15 protein-coding genes and 1 pseudogene are annotated in these 21906 nt (G+C 69.5%); 8 read left to right on the top strand and 8 right to left on the bottom strand.

The window, feature by feature from the left end:
* Positions 1-82 precede the first annotated feature (82 nt).
* Complete coding sequence (locus ILP86_RS01495; protein ID WP_193761215.1) at positions 83-3553, bottom strand: bifunctional proline dehydrogenase/L-glutamate gamma-semialdehyde dehydrogenase; 3471 nt, start codon at positions 3551-3553, stop codon at positions 83-85.
* A 147-nt stretch (positions 3554-3700) separates the two neighbouring features.
* Here ILP86_RS01495 and ILP86_RS01490 point away from each other — a divergent pair, with 147 nt between their 5' ends.
* From ILP86_RS01490 to ILP86_RS01480, 4 genes and pseudogenes are all read left to right on the top strand, one after another.
* Complete coding sequence (locus tag ILP86_RS01490) at positions 3701-4609, top strand: LysR substrate-binding domain-containing protein (RefSeq protein ID WP_058631741.1); 909 nt, start codon at positions 3701-3703, stop codon at positions 4607-4609.
* 77 nt (positions 4610-4686) lie between these two features.
* A pseudogene (locus ILP86_RS19530) lies at positions 4687-5607 on the top strand (transporter); the annotation flags it as partial.
* Between the two features lie 138 nt (positions 5608-5745).
* Entirely contained in the window at positions 5746-6333 is a 588-nt protein-coding gene (locus ILP86_RS19525) for a nitroreductase family protein (protein ID WP_308431921.1), read from the top strand.
* A 64-nt stretch (positions 6334-6397) separates the two neighbouring features.
* Complete coding sequence (locus ILP86_RS01480) at positions 6398-8674, top strand: excinuclease ABC subunit UvrA (RefSeq protein WP_218867278.1); 2277 nt, start codon at positions 6398-6400, stop codon at positions 8672-8674.
* Between the two features lie 118 nt (positions 8675-8792).
* On the opposite strand, the gene ILP86_RS01475 is transcribed toward ILP86_RS01480, so the two are convergent.
* Positions 8793-11015 carry an ATP-dependent Clp protease ATP-binding subunit gene (locus ILP86_RS01475; protein ID WP_082738409.1) on the bottom strand — a complete coding sequence of 741 codons (2223 nt, stop codon included), beginning with the start codon at positions 11013-11015 and terminating at the stop codon, positions 8793-8795.
* Positions 11016-11142: 127 nt separating this feature from the next.
* The gene (gene coaBC / locus ILP86_RS01470) at positions 11143-12342 is read right to left on the bottom strand and encodes a bifunctional phosphopantothenoylcysteine decarboxylase/phosphopantothenate--cysteine ligase CoaBC (protein WP_193761213.1); all 1200 of its coding nucleotides are present in this window, start codon (positions 12340-12342) and stop codon (positions 11143-11145) included.
* Positions 12343-12410: 68 nt separating this feature from the next.
* Here coaBC and ILP86_RS01465 point away from each other — a divergent pair, with 68 nt between their 5' ends.
* The gene (locus ILP86_RS01465) at positions 12411-13115 is read left to right on the top strand and encodes an NRDE family protein (protein ID WP_193761212.1); all 705 of its coding nucleotides are present in this window, start codon (positions 12411-12413) and stop codon (positions 13113-13115) included.
* Between the two features lie 115 nt (positions 13116-13230).
* Here the strand turns inward: ILP86_RS01465 and ILP86_RS01460 are convergent, their stop codons facing one another.
* Complete coding sequence (locus ILP86_RS01460; RefSeq protein WP_046748727.1) at positions 13231-14205, bottom strand: GlxA family transcriptional regulator; 975 nt, start codon at positions 14203-14205, stop codon at positions 13231-13233.
* An 85-nt stretch (positions 14206-14290) separates the two neighbouring features.
* Between ILP86_RS01460 and ILP86_RS01455 the strand changes: the two genes are divergently transcribed.
* Together ILP86_RS01455 and ILP86_RS01450 are read left to right on the top strand one after the other, a co-directional pair.
* On the top strand, positions 14291-14452 hold the full coding sequence (locus ILP86_RS01455; protein WP_193761211.1) for a hypothetical protein: 162 nt from the start codon (positions 14291-14293) through the stop codon (positions 14450-14452).
* A 35-nt stretch (positions 14453-14487) separates the two neighbouring features.
* A complete protein-coding gene (locus ILP86_RS01450) occupies positions 14488-14991 on the top strand; it encodes a hypothetical protein (protein ID WP_193762035.1) in 504 nt (167 codons plus the stop codon).
* Positions 14992-15031: 40 nt separating this feature from the next.
* Here the strand turns inward: ILP86_RS01450 and ILP86_RS01445 are convergent, their stop codons facing one another.
* Both ILP86_RS01445 and ILP86_RS01440 read right to left on the bottom strand, forming a co-directional pair.
* The gene (locus tag ILP86_RS01445; RefSeq protein WP_193761210.1) at positions 15032-16276 is read right to left on the bottom strand and encodes a glycosyltransferase; all 1245 of its coding nucleotides are present in this window, start codon (positions 16274-16276) and stop codon (positions 15032-15034) included.
* A 6-nt stretch (positions 16277-16282) separates the two neighbouring features.
* Positions 16283-17515, bottom strand: coding sequence for a glycosyltransferase (locus ILP86_RS01440; RefSeq protein ID WP_061018016.1), 1233 nt, complete (start codon positions 17513-17515; stop codon positions 16283-16285).
* Positions 17516-17640: 125 nt separating this feature from the next.
* On the opposite strand from ILP86_RS01440, the gene ILP86_RS01435 reads away from it, so the two are divergent.
* Positions 17641-18228, top strand: coding sequence for a hypothetical protein (locus ILP86_RS01435; RefSeq protein WP_046748723.1), 588 nt, complete (start codon positions 17641-17643; stop codon positions 18226-18228).
* A gap of 55 nt (positions 18229-18283) precedes the next feature.
* Here the strand turns inward: ILP86_RS01435 and ILP86_RS01430 are convergent, their stop codons facing one another.
* The gene (locus ILP86_RS01430) at positions 18284-18694 is read right to left on the bottom strand and encodes an MmcQ/YjbR family DNA-binding protein (protein ID WP_193761209.1); all 411 of its coding nucleotides are present in this window, start codon (positions 18692-18694) and stop codon (positions 18284-18286) included.
* A 114-nt stretch (positions 18695-18808) separates the two neighbouring features.
* Positions 18809-21802, bottom strand: coding sequence for a glycoside hydrolase family 38 C-terminal domain-containing protein (locus ILP86_RS01425; RefSeq protein ID WP_193761208.1), 2994 nt, complete (start codon positions 21800-21802; stop codon positions 18809-18811).
* Positions 21803-21906 lie beyond the last annotated feature (104 nt).

The raw sequence follows: 21906 nt of genomic DNA, 5'->3' as shown, positions 1-21906 counted from the left end.
TCCCGCACGCCGAAACCCACCGTCGCAGACGTCAGCGACGGTGGGTTTCGTTGTGGCCGATGGGTCTCGGCGAAGGGTCAGGTCAGATCACGCCGTCGGCCAGGGTGGTGGGGTTGCCGAAGCGGTGGTTCGTGATCGATACGGCCTGCTCGTGCAGGAACGGAAGCATCTCGACCCGTCCCGCCCCGGTCACGGCGTGCGACCAGACCGCCACATCCGGGCTTCCGCCGAGCGCCTCGTGGAGGGCCGCGGCGTCGCCGCCGACCAGACGCACGCGGTGCCACGAGTTCGCGGCCTTGGCGTAGCGCTTGGTCCACGCCGCGTCCGATTCGTGCTTGACGGTCACGCCGTGCGCGCGCAGGGCCTTCTCGACGCGAGAGGGCAGAGCGGGAGCCGACACCGTGAACGGGCTGCCGCTGCGCAGGGCGGCCGCGAGCACACGGAGGCCATCCACCAGAGGAGCGTCGTCGGCGATGCGCACGTCGACGGCGACGGGACGGTAGCGGAACAGGTTGCGCTCGACCCCGAGGCCGGACTTGTCGCTCACGGCGCCGAACTCGTCGATCCAGGCATGCTCGTCGGATGCGGCAGCACGCTGCAGCCACTCGGCCTCGGTCGCGTCCACCTCGGAGGACGCCGCCTCCAGCAGTGCCCGCACGACGGGGACGACGGCCGCACCCGGCGCCGCGGCCGGGAGCTCGGCCGGCGTCCACTCGCCGAGACCGAAGAGGTAGTTCGGGCCACCGGCCTTGGCGCCCGCGCCGACCGCCGAGCGCTTCCAGCCGCCGAACGGCTGACGCTGCACGATCGCCCCGGTGATGCCGCGGTTCACGTACAGGTTGCCGGCCTCGACACGGTCGAGCCAGGTGGCGACCTCGTCGGAGTCGAGCGAGTGGATGCCCGCGGTCAGGCCATAGTCGACCGCGTTCTGCAGGCGCAGCGCCTCGTCCAGATCCTTGGCGTGCATGATGCCGAGCACCGGCCCGAAGAACTCGGTCAGGTGGAAGTACGATCCCTCGCGCACACCGGTCTTCACGCCGGGCGTCCACTGCTTGCCCTCGTCGTCGAGCTTGCGCGGCTCGACCAGCCAGCGCTCGCCCTTCTCGAGCTTCGTGAGCGCGGTGAGCAGCTTGCCGTTCGCGGGCTCGATGATCGGACCCATCTGCGTGGCCGGGTCGTCGGGCAGGCCGACGCGCATCGAGGTCACCGCATCCACCAGCTGACGCTCGAACCGCTTCGAGTCGGCGACGGATCCGACGAGGATCGCGAGCGACGCGGCGGAGCACTTCTGCCCTGCGTGGCCGAACGCGCTGCGGGCCACGTCGGCGGCCGCGAGATCGAGGTCGGCTGAGGGGGTGACGATGATCGCGTTCTTCCCGCTGGTCTCGGCGAGCAGCGGCAGGTCGGAGCGGAACGAGCGGAACAGCTGCGCCGTCTCGTACGCCCCGGTGAGGATCACACGGTCCACCGCGGGGCCGGCGACGAGGCGCGTGCCCAGGTCGCGGGAAGCCAGATCGACGAGCGCGAGCAGGTCGCGCGGCACACCGGCGGCCCACAGCGCCTCCACCATCACCGCACCGCAGCGCTGGGTGAGCTTGGCCGGCTTGATGATCACGGCCGAACCCGAGGCCAGGCCCGCGAGCACACCGCCGGCGGGGATCGCCACCGGGAAGTTCCAGGGAGGAGTGACCACGGTGACCTTCGACGGCACGAACTCGGCACCGGAGACGGTCTCCAGGTCCTTCGCGCGCTCGGCGTAGTAGTGCGCGAAGTCGATGGCCTCGCTGATCTCGGGGTCGGCTTCGGCAATGGTCTTGCCCGCCTCGTGGGCCATGATCTCGATGAGCTGACCACGGCGCGCGGCGAGCTCGTCGCCGGCGCGGTGCAGCACGGCGGCACGGTCGGCGGCCGGCAGCGCTGCCCACTTCTCGGCGGCGGCGGTCGCTGCGGTGAAGATGCCGTCGAGTTCGGCGTCCGTCTCGACCTTGGCCAGCGCGATGCTGTCCAGACCCAGCGTCGAGCCGACCGAACGGCTCAGGATCTCGCGACCCCAGGCACGGTTCGCCGCGATGGCGGGGTCAGTGTCGGCCTGGTTCGCGAAGCCCGTGGTCGTTCCCGCGGGAGCCTCAGCTGTCCGATCCTGCACCCGATGGGCGGCGGGGACGTACTGCGGATCGTCGTTCGCGAGCGCGGCAAGCGAACGCTCGAAGCGCTCCCGCTCCCGGGTGAGGAGCGTGGGGTTGGAGGCCAGTTCGAACACCGCCGACATGAAGTTCTCCGGGCTGGCGTTCTCCTCGAGGCGGCGCACCAGGTACGCGATCGCCACGTCGAACTCCGCCGGGTTCACGACCGGCGTGTAGAGCAGCAGACGGCCGACGTCCTTGCGGACGGCTTCGGCCTGACCGGTCGCCATGCCCAGCAGCATCTCGTACTCGACGAGGGGATCGGCGCCGGTCGGGTCTGCCACCCCGCGGGCCTGTGCGAGCAGCCAGGTGTAGGCGATGTCGAAAAGGTTGTGGCCGGCGATCCCGATGCGCACGGCGTCCAGGCGCTCCGGCGTCATCGCCCAGTCGAGCACCCGCTTGTAGTTGGTGTCCGAGTCCTGCTTGGTGCCGTAGGTGGCGAGCGGCCAGCCATGGATCGCGGCGTCGACCTCCTCCATCGCGAGGTTCGCGCCCTTGACGACGCGCACCTTGATCGGCGCTCCCCCCTTGGCGCGGCGGGCGGCTGCCCACTCCTGCAGGTGCTGCATCGCGCCGAGCGCGTCGGGGAGGTACGCCTGCAGCACGATGCCGGCTTCGAGGTTCTCCAAGCCCGGCTGGTCGAGGATGCTCGTGAAGGCCGCGATCGTCAGGTCGAGGTCGCGGTACTCCTCCATATCGAGGTTGATGAACTTGGCCTTGCCCTTGGCCTCGGCACGCGCGGCGAGCTCGTAGAGCGGGGTGAGCTTCTCCACGACGTCCGCCACGGCCTCGTCGAACGACCACATCGACAGCTGGCTCACGACGCTGGAGACCTTGATCGACACGTAGTCGACGTCGTCGCGGGCCAGGAAGTCACGGGTGCCCTGCAGCCGGTGTCCGGCTTCCCGCTCTCCGAGCACGGCCTCGCCGAGCAGGTTGAGGTTCAGGCGGTTGCCGCTCTTGCGCAGCTTCGCGATGGCGGGGCCGAGCTTGGACGGAGTGGCGTCGAGCACGAGGTGCCCGACCATGGCGCGCAGCACGCGGCGCGAGATCGGCACGACAACGCCGGGGAGCTTCGGCGCCCAGAAGCCGCCGGTCTTGATCGCGGCGCGCAGGTATCCGGGCAGCAGCGACGGGGTGATGTCGCTCAGCTCGGCGAGCTTGCGGCCGGCGACGCGCAGGTCTTCCGGGCGCATGACGCCGTCGACGAAGCCGACCGTGAACGCGAGTCCGTTCGGGTCCTTGAGCACCTCGGAGAGGCGCTGGGCGGCCGGCTCGACGGGGTGGGTCTCGCTCTCGGCGAGCCAGCGCTGCACCAGGGCGGCGACGTCTTCGGTGCGGGGGGTGGTGGTGTCGGCGGCGACAGGCATCGGTGGGACCTTCCAAGAGAGCGCACACCGGGATTTCGTGTGCGGCTGGATCATTGTCCTGCCGCTCGGTAGGCTCCGTCTATCAACCGATTTGCGTGGATTCTGTTCAGTTCCTCTGAACGATAGGCGCCGAACGAAGGACCCGCCGTGCTCGACGTGAACAGACTGCGGATGCTGGTGGAGCTGTCGCGTCGCGGGACACTGTCGGCCGTCGCCGACGCCCTGTCCTACAGCAAGGCATCGGTGTCGCAGCAGCTCAGTGCGCTGGAGCGCGACGTGGGCGTGCCGCTGCTGCGCCGGGTCGGGCGCGGGGTGCAGTTCACGCCGCAGGGGAACGTGCTCGTCGCCGAGGCCATCGGCATCCTCGACCAGCTCGAGCACGCCCAGGTCGCCGTCGCCGAGTCCCTGACCGAGGTCACGGGCACCGTGCGCATCGCGGTCTTCCAGTCCACGGCACACTCGCTCCTGCCCCGCGGGCTCGAAGCCCTCAAGGAACGTCATCCTGCCCTGCGAGTGGAGGTCACGGAGTCCGACCCGGAGACCGGACTCGTCGGAGTGTCCAGCCGCGACTTCGACCTCATCCTCGCCGAGCAGTACCCGGGCCGCACACGCCCGATCCACGCCGACCTCGACCGGGTGGCGCTCGCACACGACGCGATCGCCCTCGCGCGGCGGCCAGGGACCCCCGCGCACGCCGACGCCGTCGCCGCGCTGTGGTCGACCCGCGACGAACCCTGGGTGCTGGAACCTGCCGGCACCGCGTCGCGCGCCTGGGCGGAGCAGCTGTGCCGCACCGCCGGGTTCGAGCCCGATGTGCGCTTCGAGATCGCCGACCTCACCGCCCACGTGCGGCTGATCCATGCCGGACTCGCAGTGGGACTGCTGCCGGAGCTCGTATGGGCGGGTGACACCCCGACGGTCGACCTGGCACCGCTGCCGCAGGAGCCTCGGCGCGAGATCTTCTCCTCCGCGAGGCGTGTGTCTGCGGACGCTCCCTCGATTCGCGCCGTGCGCAGCGCACTCGCCGACGCGGCCTCGCACGACCTCGCCGCCTAGCCTCGGGGTCTGCGCCGCCTTCGGCATCCGCGCCACCTTCGTGAACCGCGGAGTAAAATGTCAGAGGTTACCTCGACATGTCCTCTTCCACGCGCACCCGCTCCGGCCGGAACCCTCCCGCACGGATCCCGCTGAACACCCTGGCGATCGCGCTGGGCCTCGCCGGCGTCGCGTCGACCTGGTCGGCGGCCACCGCCGTCGCCCCGGTGCCCGCTTCCGTTGGCCCTGCCTTCTGGGGCCTGTCGGCGATGGCGACGATCGGACTGCTCGCCGCGCACACCGTGAGAGGCGTGCGCAGCAGCACACCTCTGCGCGCGCAGCTCCGCGACCCCGTGCAGGCACCGTTCGCCGTGATCCTCCCTCTGGTATGGATGCTCATCGGCATCCGGCTGCTTCCCTCGCTCCCCGTCGCGGGCTCGACGATCGTGATCGCCTCGATGACCAGCACCGCGGTGTGGGCGGGCTGGCTGGTGAGCACCTGGATGGCCGGCCGGATCGAGCTCGCCGCGATCCACGGCGGGTACATCCTGCCGCCGGTCGCCGGCGGATTCATCACCGCGACCGCCGCGGAGGCACTCGGGCTGCCGGGGCTCGGATGGGCGGCGTTCGGCGTCGGATGCCTCTTCTGGGTCGTGATGACGACGCTCGTGCTCGTGCGCCTGGTCGCCGGCCCCCCGCTGCCGGATGCGCTCACCCCCAGCCTGGCGGTGCTGATGGCCCCGCCGGCCGTCGGCGGACTCGCGCTCTTCGCCCTGACCGACGGCATCGCATCGCCGCTCTCGTTCGCGTTCGCCGGTCTCATGACGCTCCTCGTCGCCGCGCAGGTCGCCACCATCCCGCGTTACCGTCGGCTCCCCTTCACACTCGGCTTCTGGTCGTTCACCTTCCCGGTCGCGGCCGTCGCGACCTACACGATCGCCTGGCTCGACGTCGCCGAGGTGTCGTCCGCCGGCCCCGTGGCCGTGGCGCTCGCGATCGCCGTCACGCTGTTCGTCACCGCGATCGGCATCCGGTCGCTGCGGGATCCGGCCATCGAGGGCATCCGGACGATCCGGGAATATGCATGCACATACATCTGTTTGCTCCCGTGTACCCGGACGAAGGAGTCCGATCCACTCCTTCCGAAAGGCACTTCTGTGAGCACCCCCGTGATCGACCGCACCGCCCCGACCGAGCACCCCGTCCTCGACGTCCTCGCCGGCCGCTGGAGCCCCCGCGCCTTCGACGCGCAGAACTCGATCGACGAGGCCAAGCTCGCGACCGCCCTCGAGGCCGCCCGCTGGAGCCCGTCCGCCAACAACATCCAGCCCTGGCGCTTCATCGTCGCCCGTCGCGGCACTGCACTCCACGCCCAGGTCGTCGACGCCTTGATGGGCTTCAACCAGGCATGGGCAGGCAACGCCGCGGTGCTCGTCGTCGCGATCGCGGAGACCGCCGCCGCCGATGGCACCCCGATCACGCACGCACTCTACGACCTCGGCCAGGCGGTCGCGCACTTCTCGGTGCAGGCCCACCACGACGGCCTGCTCGTGCACCAGATGAGCGGCTTCGACCCCGAGGTGGTCCGTGAGTTCGCGGACCTCGAGGCCCGGTTCGCGCCGGTCACGGTCTTCGCCGTCGGCGAGTTCGGCGACATCGAGGCCCTGCCCGAGGTGCTGCAGCAGCGCGAGGTCGCCCCGCGCGTGCGTCGCCCCATCGACGAGACGGTCGTCCTCAGCGCCTGACCGATCCCGCCGACGCTGTCAACGGGGTCTCCGGTTTGTCCGGGGGCCCCGTTAGCGTGTGCGGATGGATATGCTCCGCATCACCGGCGCACGGACGAACAACCTCCGCGACGTCTCCGTCGACGTCCCCAAGAAGCTGCTGACCGTCTTCACCGGCGTCTCGGGTTCGGGCAAGTCGTCGCTGGTGCTCGACACGATCGCCGCCGAGGCGCAGCGGCTCGTGAACGACTCCTATTCGACGTTCATCCGCTCGCGACTGCCGCAGCTGCCCGCTCCGGACGTGCAGGCGATGGACGGTCTGACGTTCACGGTGCTGATCGACCAACGTCGGTTCACGGGCAACGCGCGCTCGACCGTGGCGACCGCGACCGATCTGGCCTCGCTCGTGCGCCTCGTCTTCTCCCGCGTCGGCGAGCCGTCAGCCGGCTACTCCCCCGCGTACTCGTTCAACGACCCCTCCGGCATGTGCCCGACCTGCGAAGGGCTCGGCACGGTGTACGACATCGACATCGATGAACTGATCGACCCCGAGAAGAACATCGACGAGGGCCCGGTGCGGTTCAGCCTGTTCCGTCCAGGCGTGTACCGCTGGAAACGCTTCGCCTACTGTGGACTGTTCGACCGCGAGAAGCCGCTCAAGGACTACACGGCCGAGGAGATGGACCAATTCCTCTATGCCGACAAGCTCAAGCTCGAGGACCCCGACCCGCGTTTCCCGCAGAGCGCGCGCTTCGACGGGGTCATCACGCGGATGCGCGACGTGTTCCTCAAGCAGCGTCCGGTGAAGATGTCAGCCTCCGTGCGCGAAGAGCTCGACCGACTCGTGACGCATCACACCTGCCCCGACTGCCGCGGCGCGCGCGTGAACGAAGCCGCGAGGGCCAGCCTCATCGCCGGGCGCTCGATCGTGGACTGGATGCGCATGCCGGTCTCCGAGCTGCACGCGCTGCTCGAGGAGTTCGACGACCCACGGGTGGCACCGGCGGTCGAAGGGATCCGTCATGCGCTCGACGCCCTGCTCTCGGTCGGCCTCGGCTACCTCGCGCTCGACCGCGAGTCGGCGACGCTGTCCGGCGGCGAGGCGCAGCGCGTCAAGATCGTGCGACACCTCGGCAGCGCGCTCACCGACGTCACCTACGTGTTCGACGAGCCGAGCACCGGGCTGCACCCCGCCGACATCCAGCGCCTCGTCGCCCTGCTCCAACGACTGCGCGATGCCGGGAACACGATCCTCGTCGTCGAGCATCACCCGCAGGTGATCGCGGTCGCCGACCACATCATCGACCTCGGTCCCGGTGCGGGGTCTGCCGGTGGGCTCGTGCAGTTCGAGGGGACGCCGGCCGAGCTCAGCGCCGGCGACACACTGACGGGGCGCCTGCTCGCCGAGCCGTTGCCGATCCGTCGAGCGACACGGGCACCGTCAGGCCGGATCACGGTGCGGGATGCGCGCTCGCACAACCTGCGAGGTTTCGACGTCGACATCCCGTTGGGCGTGCTCACGGCCGTCACGGGAGTCGCCGGTTCCGGCAAGAGCTCGTTCGCGACCGCGGAGCTGCCACGCCAGCACCCGGACTTCACGGTCGTCGGACAGGAACCGCTGCGCGGCGGCGTCCGATCCACGACCCTGAGCATCCTTCGCATCGCCGACACCGTCAGGGCGGTGTTCGCGGATGCCTCCGGCCTCGACCCCTCCTGGTTCAGCTTCAATTCCCGCGGGGCGTGCCCCACCTGTCGCGGCCGCGGCCACATCACGACCGAGCTCGCGTTCCTCGACGACGTGTCCCTCCCCTGCGATGCGTGCGGCGGGCTGCGCTTCAACCCGACCGCTCTGGCCGTGCAGGTCGACGGCGCCACGATCGCCGACGTGCTGGCGGCACCACCGGCCGAGGTCAGCGCCCTCTTCTCCGCCCATGCCGACGTGGTCGAGGCCCTGGCCTGGGTGCAGCGCACCGGACTGGGATACATCCCGGTCGGCCGGTCGCTCGACACGCTGTCCGGCGGGGAGAAGCAGCGTCTGCTGCTGGCCCGCCACCTCAGCGATCCGCACCGCGACCGGGCGGACCGCATCATCCTCGACGAGCCGACCTCCGGCCTGCACCCCTCCGACGTCGACACCATCAACCTCCTCTTCGACGACCTGCTCGAGGAGGGAGCGACGCTGGTGGTCGTGGAGCACAACCTGCGAGTGGTCGCCCGTGCCGATCACATCATCGACATCGGTCCGGGGGCGGGATCCGACGGCGGGAGCCTGATCTTCAGCGGGACGCCGTCCGAGATCGTGCGTGACGACGACTCCCTCACCGGTCGCGCACTCGCCGCGGCCTCCGGTCTGCGCGGCTGAGCCTGCACGAGAGTGCTGAGCCCGCACGTCAAAGCCGAGACCCCACGAGAAGAGGGACCCGCGGATCACCCGCTGGTCCCTCTTCTGTGTCCGAGCGGTTCAGCTCAGTCGTGGCGTGTCAGTCCTCGAGGAGCTCCGCCTCGATCACGTCATCCTCGTCGGAGTCGGAGTCGGCCTCGGGCTCCGGCGTCGTCGAGGTGAGCACGAGGCCCATCCCGTCGGCGGCCACGTCGACGCGAACCGTGTCGCCGTCGTGCACGTTGCCCGAGAGCAGCGCGGTCGCGAGCTTGTTCTGCACCTCGCTCTGGATGAGGCGGCGCAGCGGACGAGCACCGAACATGGGGTCGTACCCGCGCTCGGCGAGCCAGGCCCGCGCATCCGGAGTGACCGCGAGGGTGAGTCGCCGGTCCTTCAGCCGGTCGTGCAGCTGGTCGACCGAGAGCTCCACGATCTGTGCGAGGTCGTCTTCGCTCAGCGCCGAGAACATCACGATGTCGTCGAGGCGGTTCAGGAATTCCGGACGGAACGCCTGCCGCACGAGCGCCATCACCTGGTCGCGTTTCTCATCGGGTGCGAGCACGGGGTCGATGAGGATGGGCGAGCCCAGGTTCGAGGTGAGGATCAGGATCACGTTCGAGAAGTCGACCGTGCGCCCCTGCCCATCGGTCAGCCGACCGTCGTCGAGCACCTGCAGCAGCACGTCGAACACCTCGGGGTGCGCCTTCTCGACCTCGTCGAGCAAGATCACACTGTACGGCCGGCGACGCACGGCCTCGGTCAGCTGACCACCCTGCTCGTAGCCGACGTACCCGGGAGGGGCGCCGACGAGCCGGGACACCGAGTGCTTCTCGCCGTACTCCGACATGTCGATGCGCACCATGGCGTGCTCGTCGTCGAAGAGGAACTCCGCCAGCGCCTTGGCAAGCTCGGTCTTGCCGACACCGGTCGGGCCGAGGAACAGGAACGATCCGGTCGGACGACCGGGGTCGCTGATCCCCGCGCGCGAACGGCGGACGGCGTCGGACACGGCCTTCACGGCGTCCTTCTGCCCGATCAGGCGCTTGCCGAGCTCGTTCTCCAGGTGCAGCAGCTTCTCACTCTCACCCTGCAGCAACCGGCCGACGGGGATGCCGGTCCACGCGGCGATCACGGCCGCGATGTCCTCCTCGGTCACCTGCTCGTTGACCATGCGAGGCTCGCTCGACGCGGTGTCCTCCGCCTGCTCGGCCTCCGCGATGTCGCGCTCCAGGCGCTTGATCGTCTCGTACTCGAGCTTCGAAGCCTTCGTGTAGTCGGCATTGCGCATGGCGAGGTCGCGCTGCGTGATCGCGTCGTCGAGCTGCTTCTTGAGTTCGCCCACCCGGTTCAGCCCCTGACGCTCGCGCGCCCAGCGGGCTTCGAGCTCGGCGAGCTGTCGCTCCATGCCGACGAGCTGCTCGCGCAAGGCGCTCAGTCGCTCCTTCGACGCAGCGTCCTTCTCGCGCTTGAGGGCGAGCTCCTCGAGCTTCATCCGGTCGACCTGACGCTTGAGCTGGTCGATCTCGACCGGAGACGAGTCGATCTCCATCTTGAGTCGCGACATCGACTCGTCGATCAGGTCGATCGCCTTGTCGGGCAGCTGACGCGCGGGCAGGTACCGGTTCGACAGGGCCGCAGCCGCAACGAGAGCACTGTCGGAGATGGTCACCCCGTGGTGCGCCTCGTACCGACCCTTGAGGCCGCGGAGGATCGCGATCGTGTCCTCGACCGTGGGCTCTCCGACGTAGACCTGCTGGAAGCGGCGCTCGAGCGCTGCGTCCTTCTCGATGAACTCGCGATACTCGTTGAGGGTGGTCGCGCCGATCAGTCGCAGCTCGCCGCGGGCCAGCATCGGCTTCAGCATGTTGGATGCCGCGACCGAGCCTTCACCGCCACCGGCGCCCATCAGCACGTGCAGCTCATCGATGAACGTGATGACCTGCCCGTCGGACTCGGTGATCTCCTTGAGCACCTGCTTCAGCCGCTCCTCGAACTGGCCGCGGTACATGGCGCCGGCCACGAGGGCGGAGATGTCGAGCGTGACAAGCTCCTTGTCCTTGAGGGACTCGGCGACGTCGCCGGCGACGATGCGCTGGGCGAGGCCTTCGACGACGGCGGTCTTACCGACGCCGGGCTCGCCGATCAGCACGGGGTTGTTCTTCGTGCGTCGGGTGAGCACCTGACTGACCCGACGGATCTCGCTGTCGCGTCCGATCACGGGGTCGAGCTTGCCTTCGCGGGCACGGTCGGTGAGGTTGATGCCGAACTGCTCGAGGGCGGACTGCTGCTCTTGGTTCTGGTTGCCGGTCTGCGGGGTGGTCATGCGCTCCTCCTGGAGTTGCTCCTTCTGGTCGTCTCCCGTCCACCAAGTCGGAGGACGGGATCAAAGTTGAGTCTTATTGACTCAAGTTTAGCACTCGCCGAGATTCTCCTCCAGTCCGTCCGCCTCGTCAGCGCTCCCGTCCGATCGCGTCCCAGATCGCGGACGCGACAGCGCGTTTGGAGCCGGAGACGATCGCCGCCACCGCACCCCCGGGGCCCAGGATGTGCACGGCATTCTCCGCGCTCTCGAACCCGCGCTCCCAGCCGACCTCGTTCACCACCAGCAGGTCGACACCCTTGCGCTGCTGTTTGCCGCGAGCGCGAGCGAGCAGTTCGGCCTCGTCCTCCGGAGTCTCGGCTGCGAAGCCGACGACGAGCTGACCCGGGCGACGTGCAGAGGCCAGGGCTGCGACGACGTCCTCGTTCTCGATCAGCTCGATGGCGGGTACCCCGCCGCCCTCCTTGGTGAGCTTGCGCTCCGAGACCGCGACCGGTCGGTAGTCGGCGACCGCGGCGGCCATCACGATCACGTCCGACTCTGCGGCCTCACGCTTCATCACCTCTGCGAGCTGGATCGCGGAGCCCACGCCGACGACGCGGATCGACGGATGCCGCACGTCGGCGAGCACGTCACCCGAGATGTTCGCCGACACCAGGGTCACCTCGGCTCCGCGAGCGGCCGCCTCCGCGGCGAGCGCCGCACCCTGCCGGCCGCTGGAGCGGTTGCCGAGGAAACGCACGGGATCGATCGGCTCGCGAGTGCCGCCGGCCGAGACCACCACCCGCACGCCTGCGAGGTCACCGGGAGCCAGCAGCGCCTGCGCGGCGGCGAAGACCTCCTCGGGTTCCGACATCCGGCCGGGACCGCTGTCACCACCGGCGAGCTCACCGTCGGCAGGACCCACCAGGTGCACACCGCGCTCCCGCAGGGTCGCGATGTTCGCCTGTGTCGCCCTGTTCCGCCACATCTCGGCGTGCATCGCCGGAGCGATCAGCACCGGGGCCTCGGTCGCGAGCAGGGTGGTCCCCAGAAGATCGTCGGCGAGCCCGGCAGTGATCTTCGCGATCGAGTTCGCGGTCGCCGGCGCCACGATCACGAGGTCGGCCGCCTGACCGAGAGCCACGTGCCGCACCCGTGCCACATCCTCGTGCACGCTCGTTGTCACGGGGTGACGACTGATCGCCTCCCATGTAGGCAGCCCGACGAAGCGCAGCGCATCCGCGGTGGGCACCACGGTCACGTCGTGGCCGCCCTTCGTGAGCAGGCGCACCAGATGCACCGTCTTGTACGCGGCGATGCCGCCTGTGACTCCGACCACGATGTTCACGTCTCGATTCTGCCCCAGCATCCACCGCCGCGGGCCGACGATCGTTCCGCCGACCTAGACTTGATGCCGTGTGCACGGTCGTGATCGATGTCGAGAATGCCGGATCCGCACGACTTCTGGCGGTCCGCGACGAAGACCCGCTGCGGGCCTGGGACTCCCTCGGAGCCTGGTGGCCGGACGACTTCCCGGGCGTGGTGGGTATCCGCGACCGCCGAGCGGGCGGCGCGTGGCTGGCCGCGAACCCGGCAGAAGGACGACTCGCCGTGCTGCTGAACCGCGCGGACGTGCGTGACCTCCCCGCAGCTCACGCGGTGTCCCGCGGCGCCCTCGCCCTGGAGTCGGTGACGGGCCGATCGCCGGTCGCGCCACTGCCGATGCACGGCTTCAACCTGCTCGAGGTGGGCCCCGCCGGCGCGAGAGTGCTCTCGTGGGACGGCGTCGAGCTTCGCGAGACACCCATCGACCCCGGAACGCACATGATCGCGCACGACGATCTCGACGATGCGACGACTCCGCGGATCCAGGCGTGGCTGCCCGAATTCCGCGCCCTGGGTCCGACCGCCGACAGCGACGACTGGACGGCCGAGTGGACGGCCCTGCTCGCATCTTCGACCGCGCTCCCTCCGGAAGACGACAGGGCGATCATCCGCGACAACCGGCCGCACGGCTACCCCACGCAGTCCCTGCTCTACTGCACCGCCGCCGTCACCAAGGACGGGGTCGAGGTGCGCGACGTCGCACTGCCCGCACCGGCGCACTGGTCTGAACACTGAATCCGGCCTGAACACTGACCCTGGCTGAGCAGCGACCCTGGCTGAGCAGCGGCCCCGGCTGAACACTGAATCCGGCCTGGACACTGAATCCGGCTGCGTGATGGACCCGCCCGGCTCAGGCCGCGGGCACCGCGGATTCCTCGGCACAGGAGAACCGCGCACGGTAGGCGGTGGGGGTCAGCCCGAGCACTCTCGCGAAGTTCTGCCGCAGCACAGCCGCTGAACCGAATCCGCACTCGTCGGCGATGTGCTCGAGCGGCAGGTCGGTGCGCTCCAGCATCCGCTGCGCGTGGATGATGCGCTGACGCGCGAGCCAGGCCGCCGGCGTCGCGCCGTATTCGGCTTTGAACCGGCGGGCGAACGTGCGCGGCGACATGAGGGCCCTGGCCGCCAGCTGGTCGACACCGAGGTCTTCGCGCAGGTGCTCGACAGCCCAGTCGGCGACCGCGGCGAGCGAATCGGTGGGGACGACGGGGATGGGGCGATCGATGAACTGTGCCTGGCCTCCGTCGCGCTGCGGGGGCACGACCATCCGGCGGGCGATGCGGTTGGTGAGCTCGGCACCCACCTCCTGCCGGAGCAGATGCAGGCAGGCGTCGATGCCCGCCGCGGTGCCGGCACTCGTGATGATCTTGCCGTCCTGCACGAACAGCACGTCGGGGTCGATGTCGATCTGCGGATACATGTCGGCCATGACGTGCGCGTACATCCAGTGCGTGGTGGCGCGTCGACCGTCGAGCACCCCGGCAGCGGCGAGGATGAACGATCCACTGCACACGCTCATCACCCACGCGCCGCGGTCGACCGCATGGCGGGCGACGTCGACCAGAAGCGGATCCACGTCGCCCCAGTTCTCCCGGGGAAGAGGGCAGAACACCACGAGGTCGGCTTCGTAGGCGAAGGCCAGATCGTGCTCGACGTTCACCGAGAAGCCGATCTTCGACGTCACGACGCCGGCACGGGGAGCGACAATGCGGAAGTCGAAGTTCGGCACCCCGTCATCGGCGCGGTCGAGGCCGAACGCCTCGCAGGCGACGCCGAACTCGAAGGGCGCGAACCCGTCCTGGATGACACAGGCGACCGTCTTCATACACACTCCCGGTTGGCAGTTTTCATACGTTCAGAGTCTATTCTGCCACTCGTGGCGGTTCAGCATCGAACGTAGCGTTTCTGCCATGATACTCGTCATCGCACTCCTCGCCCTCGCCGCGTGGGCCACGATCGCCACCTTCGTCGAACTGCGCCGCGACGGATACCGTCGCACCCCGACCGACTGGACGCGCCTCGCAGGACGCGATGTCGGGCAGCAGGCCGAGTCGGGGCACGGTTACCGCTGACCAGCACCATGACCGCGGGGGCTACGCTCGTCGTCATGAGCGAGTCTCAGCGACCTTCCGGTCCCCCCGCCCCGCACCTGCCCGCGTCTCCGCAGTACCCGACGACATCGCAGAACCCCGCAGCACCGCAGAACCCCTCCCCGCAGTACCCCGCCCCGCAGCACCCCGCAGCACCCCAGTACCCGCCGGCACCGCTTCCGTCTTATGGTGCGCCGCAGCACCCCGCTGACACGGGGAACCCGCTCGGAACGGTCGCGTTCCTCATCGCGGTGATCGCTTTCGCCGTCAATCTCGTCATCTCGCTGACGGCGCCGTTCGCCTACTTCGCCGCTGACGGTTACGGCTGGTACAACGCCCTCTCCGGCCTGGTCGGCGTGGTGAGCCTCGTCGCATACGTCCTGGCGTTCATCCTCGGGCTCGTCGCCGTACGCCGGCCCGGCCCGCACCTGCTCGCCGGCATCGCGATCGGCATCGCCGGAGTGGGCGCCATCGGCATGGCGACCACCTGGATGTCGTCGCTCTTCTACCAGTTCTTCTGAGGCTGCCTGCTCGAAGACACGACTGCCGGCGCCGTCGTGATCATGCGAGCACCCGTTCGTAGACCTCGACCATCGCCGCCGTGCGCGATGACTGTCGGAACGCCTCGGCCACCTCGGGCAGCGGAACAGGAGCCGCCCCACGCGCGATGTCGTCTGCCGCACGTCGCAGCGTCTCAGCCAGCGCGACGCGTCGGCGAGCCTCCCGGTCCACCCCGGATCCTGCTTCCGCATCAGGCTCTGGTACGGCCCACAGCCCGCCGCCGAGTTCCGCGGCGATGTCGGGGTCGCAGATCACCGACGGCGTTCCGAGGGTGGCTGCCTCGAAAGGGGTCATCCCCTGGGTCTCGAAGCCGATCGACGTCTGCACGAGCGCGTCGGCGGCGGCGATGCGCGCCAACGTCTGCGAGTAGGTGAGGCGTCCGGCGAAGTGCACGCCGTCGCGTGCGCGGACGATCTTCTCGGCGGCTGCGCGCTGAGCGCCTCCCCCGATGATCTCCAGATCGGCGACGACTCCCGAAGCGACGAACGCCTCGAGGAACGGAAGGAGACGCTTCTCCGGGCTCATCCGGCCGAGCCAGACGAACCGCGGTATCCCCGGCACGCGGTCTGCGGGCTTGTCCGCGAGCGTCTGCTCGCGGACGTCGTCGTCGATGCCGTTCCAGATCACGTCCACATGCGGGAAGACGTCGTGCTGCTCGAGGCGGCGGGCGAAGTGCGTCGAGGGGGCCGTCACGGCGGACGCCCCGGCGGCGAGGCCGCGCAGGAACGCCCACCCGTCGCTTCCCTTCGCCGGGTATCGCCCCTTCGACGGAACCGCGATGCCGCGCAGGGCGATGCCGCGCCAGGCGTTGAGCGCCGCGAGCACCGGGCGGTGCAGCGGAGTGACGGCGGCGATACCGACGTCGACCCGGTTGTGCATGGTGTGCACGACCGGGATGCCGTGGCGCTGCGCATACCGGTGTCCGATGAAGGCTCCCCAGAAGTCGGCCTGGACGTGCACCAGGTCGACGGGCGGACGGCGGGTCATGGCCTTGTCGAGGAAGCGATCGGTGCCGCGCCCTGGCCAGCTCATCGAGTATTCGCGATCCGTCGTGATCGGCATCGACGGCAGGTCGACGTACGCGCCGCCGTGGGTGCCGGCCGACGCGCGCGACCCGTGCATCTTCGGAGCCACGACCGTCACGGTGTGACCGGCGCGTTCCAGGAACTCCCGCTGGAGCCGCATCGACACCTGCGCTCCCCCGAGGGAGTCGAGGTGTTGATCGCCGAAGAAGACGATGTGCATGGCGGGTTACTCCGGCAGCGGCTCGTCGCGGTACAGCGCCTCGAAGGTGTCGAGGGTGCGGTTGATGTCGTGGATCAGGACGCCGTCGAGCGAGGCCTGCTGCATCCGCTCGTACTCCGCGGGCTCCGCCGTGAGCACGTCGGTGAGGCGCGCAGCGAGCTCGTCGGCATTCCCCGGCTCGAACAGGTAGCCGTTCTCGCCGTCGTGCACCAGGTGCGGGAGGGCCACGGCATCGGCCGCGACGACGGGCAGGGCCGAAGCCATGGCCTCCATGGTCGCGATCGACTGCAGCTCGGCGATCGAGGCGATCACGAACAGGCTCGCCCGCGACAGCAGGGCTCGCAGCTCCTCGTCGGTGGTGCGCCCATGGAAGGTCACCCGGTCGGAGAGACCGAGCTGGGCGGTCAGGTGCTCCAGCTGCTTGCGCTGGTCGCCCCCGCCCACGATGTCGAACGTGGTCTCGAGCGCGGGGTCGAGCTTCGTCATGGCCTGGAGGATGACCTCGACCTGCTTCTCGGCGGTGAGGCGTCCGACGAACACGATGCGGTTCTTCTCGCGCGGACCGATGACCGGCGTGTACTGCGAACGGTCGATACCGCAGCTGACGGGGATGACCCCCTTCACCTCGACGGTGTTCTCGAGGAAGTCGGCGGCACGGCGGGTGGGCGTGGTGATCGCCCTGGTCAGGTCGAACGTGCGCTTCGCGTCGGCCCAGGCGAACTTCAGCACCAGGTCGTCGATGAACTTGGGCATGGTCGTGTGATCGAGGATGTTCTCGGCCATCACGTGATTGGTCGCGATGACGGGGATGCCGCGCTCGTGGGCGATGCGCGCCAGTCCGCGACCGATCACGATGTGCGACTGGATGTGCACCACGTCCGGCTGCACCCGGTCGAGCACCTTGCGGGCGTAGTGCTTCGAGCGCCAGGGCCATACGAAACGCAGCCAGTCGTGCGGAGGCCAGCGGACCGACGGCAGCCGGTGCAGGGTCATCGGCTCGCCTTCGATGACCTCGGTCCGCGGCTCGGCGCGGCGGTAGGCCTGGTTGAGGGCGACGACGTGCACATCGTGTCCGCGCTGCACGAGGCCGGCGGCGAGGCGCTCGGCGAAGCGGGCGGCGCCGTTGATGTCGGGCGCGAACGTGTCGCAGCCGATCACGATCTTCAACGGTCGGGGCGCGGATTCGGCGGCGGAGCCGCTCGACGGATCGATCGGATCGTCGGAGGAGGTCACAGACATGCTGCCTTACGATGTGGCGGCCAAGGGAGAGCCCTGGTCGGGCGCTGGCCACTCTACCGGAGGGCCCTGATCGTGCCGCCGAGGCGTACCGGGCATCACTCAGACGCACCGGCTACCGTGGAGTCATGCGACTGAGTGCCGACGCCGATCCCCAGCTGTGGATTCCCGTGACGGACTCGCTCGGCTGGAAGGGCCGCCGCCACCGGAAGGCCGCGATCCGGATGCTGCTCGGCCAGGTCAACGCCGCGGTCGGAGCGACGGAGCGACCCGGCTCGAGGTTCGGCGCGTGGGCGATGAGCCAGGCGGCGCCGATGCTCATGAAGCGTGCGGACGGACGCGTGCTGGTGTGGACGTGGAAGGCGGAGCCCGAGCTCGTCGTGGCGATGGCGACCGCACAGGTGCTGACGCCTGATGTGCGCATCGCCCGGGCCTCGATGCCGATGGACTACGACGACACGGAGTCGTTCCCCACGAGGCTCGGCGTCGGCGAGAAACTGCTCGTCCCGATGCCGCCGTCGCCCGCCTCGCCGCCGTTCGCGACCTACACCTGGGACACGGGTACGCACCTGGTGACGTTGACGGCCGTGTGCAGCGACAAGGAGCGGTTCGGCACGCTGATCGGCGCGCTGGACGACCTCGCGCGCAGCCTCCGCATCGCCGACGACCTCACGGGCGGCGAGTCCCCCGACGTGCTGAGACTGCCGCCTGCCTGACATCGCTCTCCCGCTCCCCGTGTGATTCCCGGGAGGCCGCGGATCGCATCCCGCGTCATTCCAGTCCGTGCGAATCCAACCACGCCTTCGCGACTCTCGCAGGGGCACGCGCCAGCCATGCATCGGTGATGATCTCTTCGAGCCGGCCCCGGTCGACGGCATCGAGACGGACGAGCAGTCCCGGGTAGCCGTCGAAGTGGGGGATCGTGAACAGCGCATCCGGCTCGGCGCCCAGAAGGGCATCCTTCTCTTCGAGGTCGGCGACCCGCACCGCGAGCACATCACCGGTGGGCCACTCACGCCCGGCCTCGGCGAGCTGTCGCAGATCGGTCGTTCTCGGTCCGCGAAGCCACGCGAACTGGCCGCTCTTCAGCCGCCAGGCCGCCGCTCCGGTGTGACCGCCGACGGATTCCTCGGCGCCGGGCAAGGCGAGGGCGATCGCGCGCACATCGTCGATGCTCACCATCCCGCCATCGTGCACCCGTTCGCCCTGCCACTACAACGGGCCCGCGCACATCGCCCACCCACGCGAGAGCAGGAGCACACGCGGGCTCAGCGCCCGAGGCTCAGCGCACGATGCTCAACGCACGATGCGCAGCGTCCGCACCTCGAAGGGACGCAGTCGCAGCGCACCGCCCGTCCGTGCATCGTCGATCTCGTCCTCGATCAGACTCACCTCGCGCACCTCACGGTGGTCGAAGCCCACGGACAGCTCGCCGACCGCACGACGCCCGAGCGCTTCGTACACACGCACGATGACGTCGCCGGAACCGTCGTCGGCGAGCTTCACGGCCGACACGACGATGCCCTCGCCCGTCACCGAGACCAGCGGCTCGACCTCGCGCGCCCCACGGAGAACCGTGGGCAGGCTGTTGATGCGGATGCCCTCGGCTGTGGCGATCGCGGCGTCGGCGCCGATCACGAAGCCGACCTCGATCTCGTGGGGACCGTGATCCGTGTCCGGGTCGGGGAAGCGCGGCGCCCGCAGCAGGGAGAGGCGCACGGTTGTGGTGACCCCGTCCTCGCCGACCTCGCGCGTCGTGTCGTACCCGTAGATCGAGTCGTTCACGAGGGCCGCACCGAAGTCCTGCTCGCGCACGAGCACGAACCGGTGCATCGAGGTCTCGAACTTTGCGGCCTCCCAGCTGGTGTTCGTGTGCGTGACGCGCGCCTGGTAGCCGAACTGGGTCTCGGCTTCGGTGTGCGACGCCTGGATGTCGAGCGGGAACGCCAGCTTGAGCAGCTTCTCGGTCTCGTGCCAGTCGATGTCATTGCGCAGCAGCACGGTGCGCGACTTCGGCGCGAGCACGATCGTCTGCGTGATGGTCGACTCCGAGAACGGGCGCACGACGACGATCTGCGCGACACCGTTCACGAGTGATGCCTCGATGGAGGAGACCTCCGTGAGGTCGTCGACGCTGTTGCGGTAGTACCGGTCGATGTCCCAGGCGTCCCACATGTTCGGGAAGTCCTGGTGCAACTGGAACAGGTTCGCGGCCCTGCCTGCGGCGACCGTCTCCCTGCCCGACGCCTTGTCGACGGCGGACACGATCAGCCCCTCGCCCGAGACGAACACCGACACGAGGTCGTTCTCGATCCGCCAGCCATCGGCCTCCTCGACGAGCGTCACGGGTGCGACCGTCGACTCCCCCACGAGCGCGGCGCCCAGCGCCCGACCACCGGCGACCGAGCTCGGCTCGAACTGCAGCTCGCGGTCACCCTCGCCGGCGAGCGACCGGCGCGCGGCGTCGGCGATGTCGCGCGCATCCGACAGCACGTCGGACAGCACGGCGACGGCCTCGCGGTGCACCCACGCGATCGATGTCCCGGGCAGGATGTCGTGGAACTCGTGCAACAGCACGGCCTGCCACAGCCGGTCGAGCTCCGCCTGCGGGTACTCGGCACCGGTGCGCACGGCATCGGTGGCGGCCCACAGCTCTGCTTCGATCAGAGCGTGCTCGGCCCAGCGGTGCAGGGCCTTCGTGGCGTGCTGGCTGGTGAGCGTGCCGCGGTGCAGTTCGAGGTAGAGCTCGCCGACCCACACCGCCGGGTTCGGCAGCTCGGCCTTGGCGGCGTCGAAGAACACGTCGGGGTGCTCCCATACGACCTGCGCGCTGCCCTCGAGGTCGCGCAGACGCTCGGCCTTGCCGGTCATCTCACGGGTCGTGCCGCCGCCGCCGTCGCCCCAGCCGACCGGAGCGATCGACCGCGAGCTGAGGCGGTTCTCCTTGAACTGACGGGAGGCCTTCGCCACCTCCATACCGCTCAGCTGCGAGTTGTAGGTGTCCATCGACGGGAAGTGCGTGAACACCTGCGAGCCGTCGATGCCCTCCCAGAGGAAGGAGTGGTGCGGGAACACGTTCTGCTGGTTCCACGAGATCTTCTGCGTGAAGAACCACTCGAACCCGGCACGGCGCATCAGCTGCGGAAGGGCCGGCGAATAGCCGAAGCTGTCCGGCAGCCACACGCCCTTCGAGCGGATGCCGAACTCGCGCTCGAAGAAGCGCTGCCCGTGCGAGAACTGCCGCACGAGCGACTCTCCCGTCGGCATGACGGTGTCGGACTCCACCCACATGCCGCCCAGCGGCAGGAAGCGTCCGGCGGCGACCGCAGCCTTGACCCGCTCCCACACCTCGGGGCGGTGTTCCTTGATCCAGGCGTACTGCTGCGCGCTCGACATCCCGTACTGGAACTCGGGCTGCTCCTCGATGAGCGTGGTCATGGACGAGGTCGTGCGCGCGACCTTGCGGATCGTCTCGCGCACCGGCCACAGCCAGGCCGAGTCGATGTGCGCGTGACCGACGGCCGAGATGCGGTGCGCGCTCGCCTCTGCGGGAGCGGCCAGCACATCGGCGAGGCGGGCGCGGGCGTCGGAGGCGGTTTCCACGATGTGCTGCAGGTCGAGCACGTCGAGCGCGTCGTCCATGGCCTGCAGGATGCGCATGCGGCGCGGCGACGTGGCAGGGAGCTCCGCCTGCAGCTCGAACAGCACCTCGAGGTCGAGGGACAGGTCGAACACCTCGGGCTCGAACACCGCCAGGTCCATCCGGCGGGCGCGGTAGAGCGGCTCCTTCGAGGACGTGAGGATGTCGCCCTCCTGCGTCGGCAGGAAGGGGTGGTAGTCCAGCAGCACCGGGTTGGACGCCGCCTCGAGGTACAGCTCGATGGGTTCGTCACCCGCGGCGGTCTCGGCGATCGGCACCCACTGGTTGCGCGGGTTGATGCTCTTGATCGGCGAGCCGTCCGGACGATAAGCCAGGGCCTCGCACTGGAAGCCGGTCATGTTCACGTCGAAGCCGAGGTCGATGAGCGCCTCGACCCGGCGGCCCGCCCACTCTGCCGGGACTCGTCCGGTGAGCTTGAACCAGGTGGTGCCCCAGGCGGGCCCCCACGGCGCCCCGACGACGCCGGGCGCGTAGTCGAGGGCGAGTCCCTCGGCGGGGGCGATGGGCTCGCCGGGCAGCTCGTGGATCTCGACGCCGAGCGGCACGGAGGCCGAGTGGATCGCCGGGCGGATGCGCTCCTCGAGAACGCGCTTGACGCGGCCGACGGTGAGCGAGGTGTCGTCATGCATGAGTGGGTCTCCGGGCTCGACGGTGAGGGCTGATTCGGGTCTGCGGTGATGCGCTGTGACTGAATGCTATCTGTTGTACTAAAGCGATCTAGTGCACGAGTCTA

This window comes from Microbacterium sp. R1, from assembly GCF_015159725.1.
GTDB lineage: Bacteria > Actinomycetota > Actinomycetes > Actinomycetales > Microbacteriaceae > Microbacterium > Microbacterium oxydans.
This window is presented reverse-complemented; position numbering and strand designations above follow the sequence as displayed.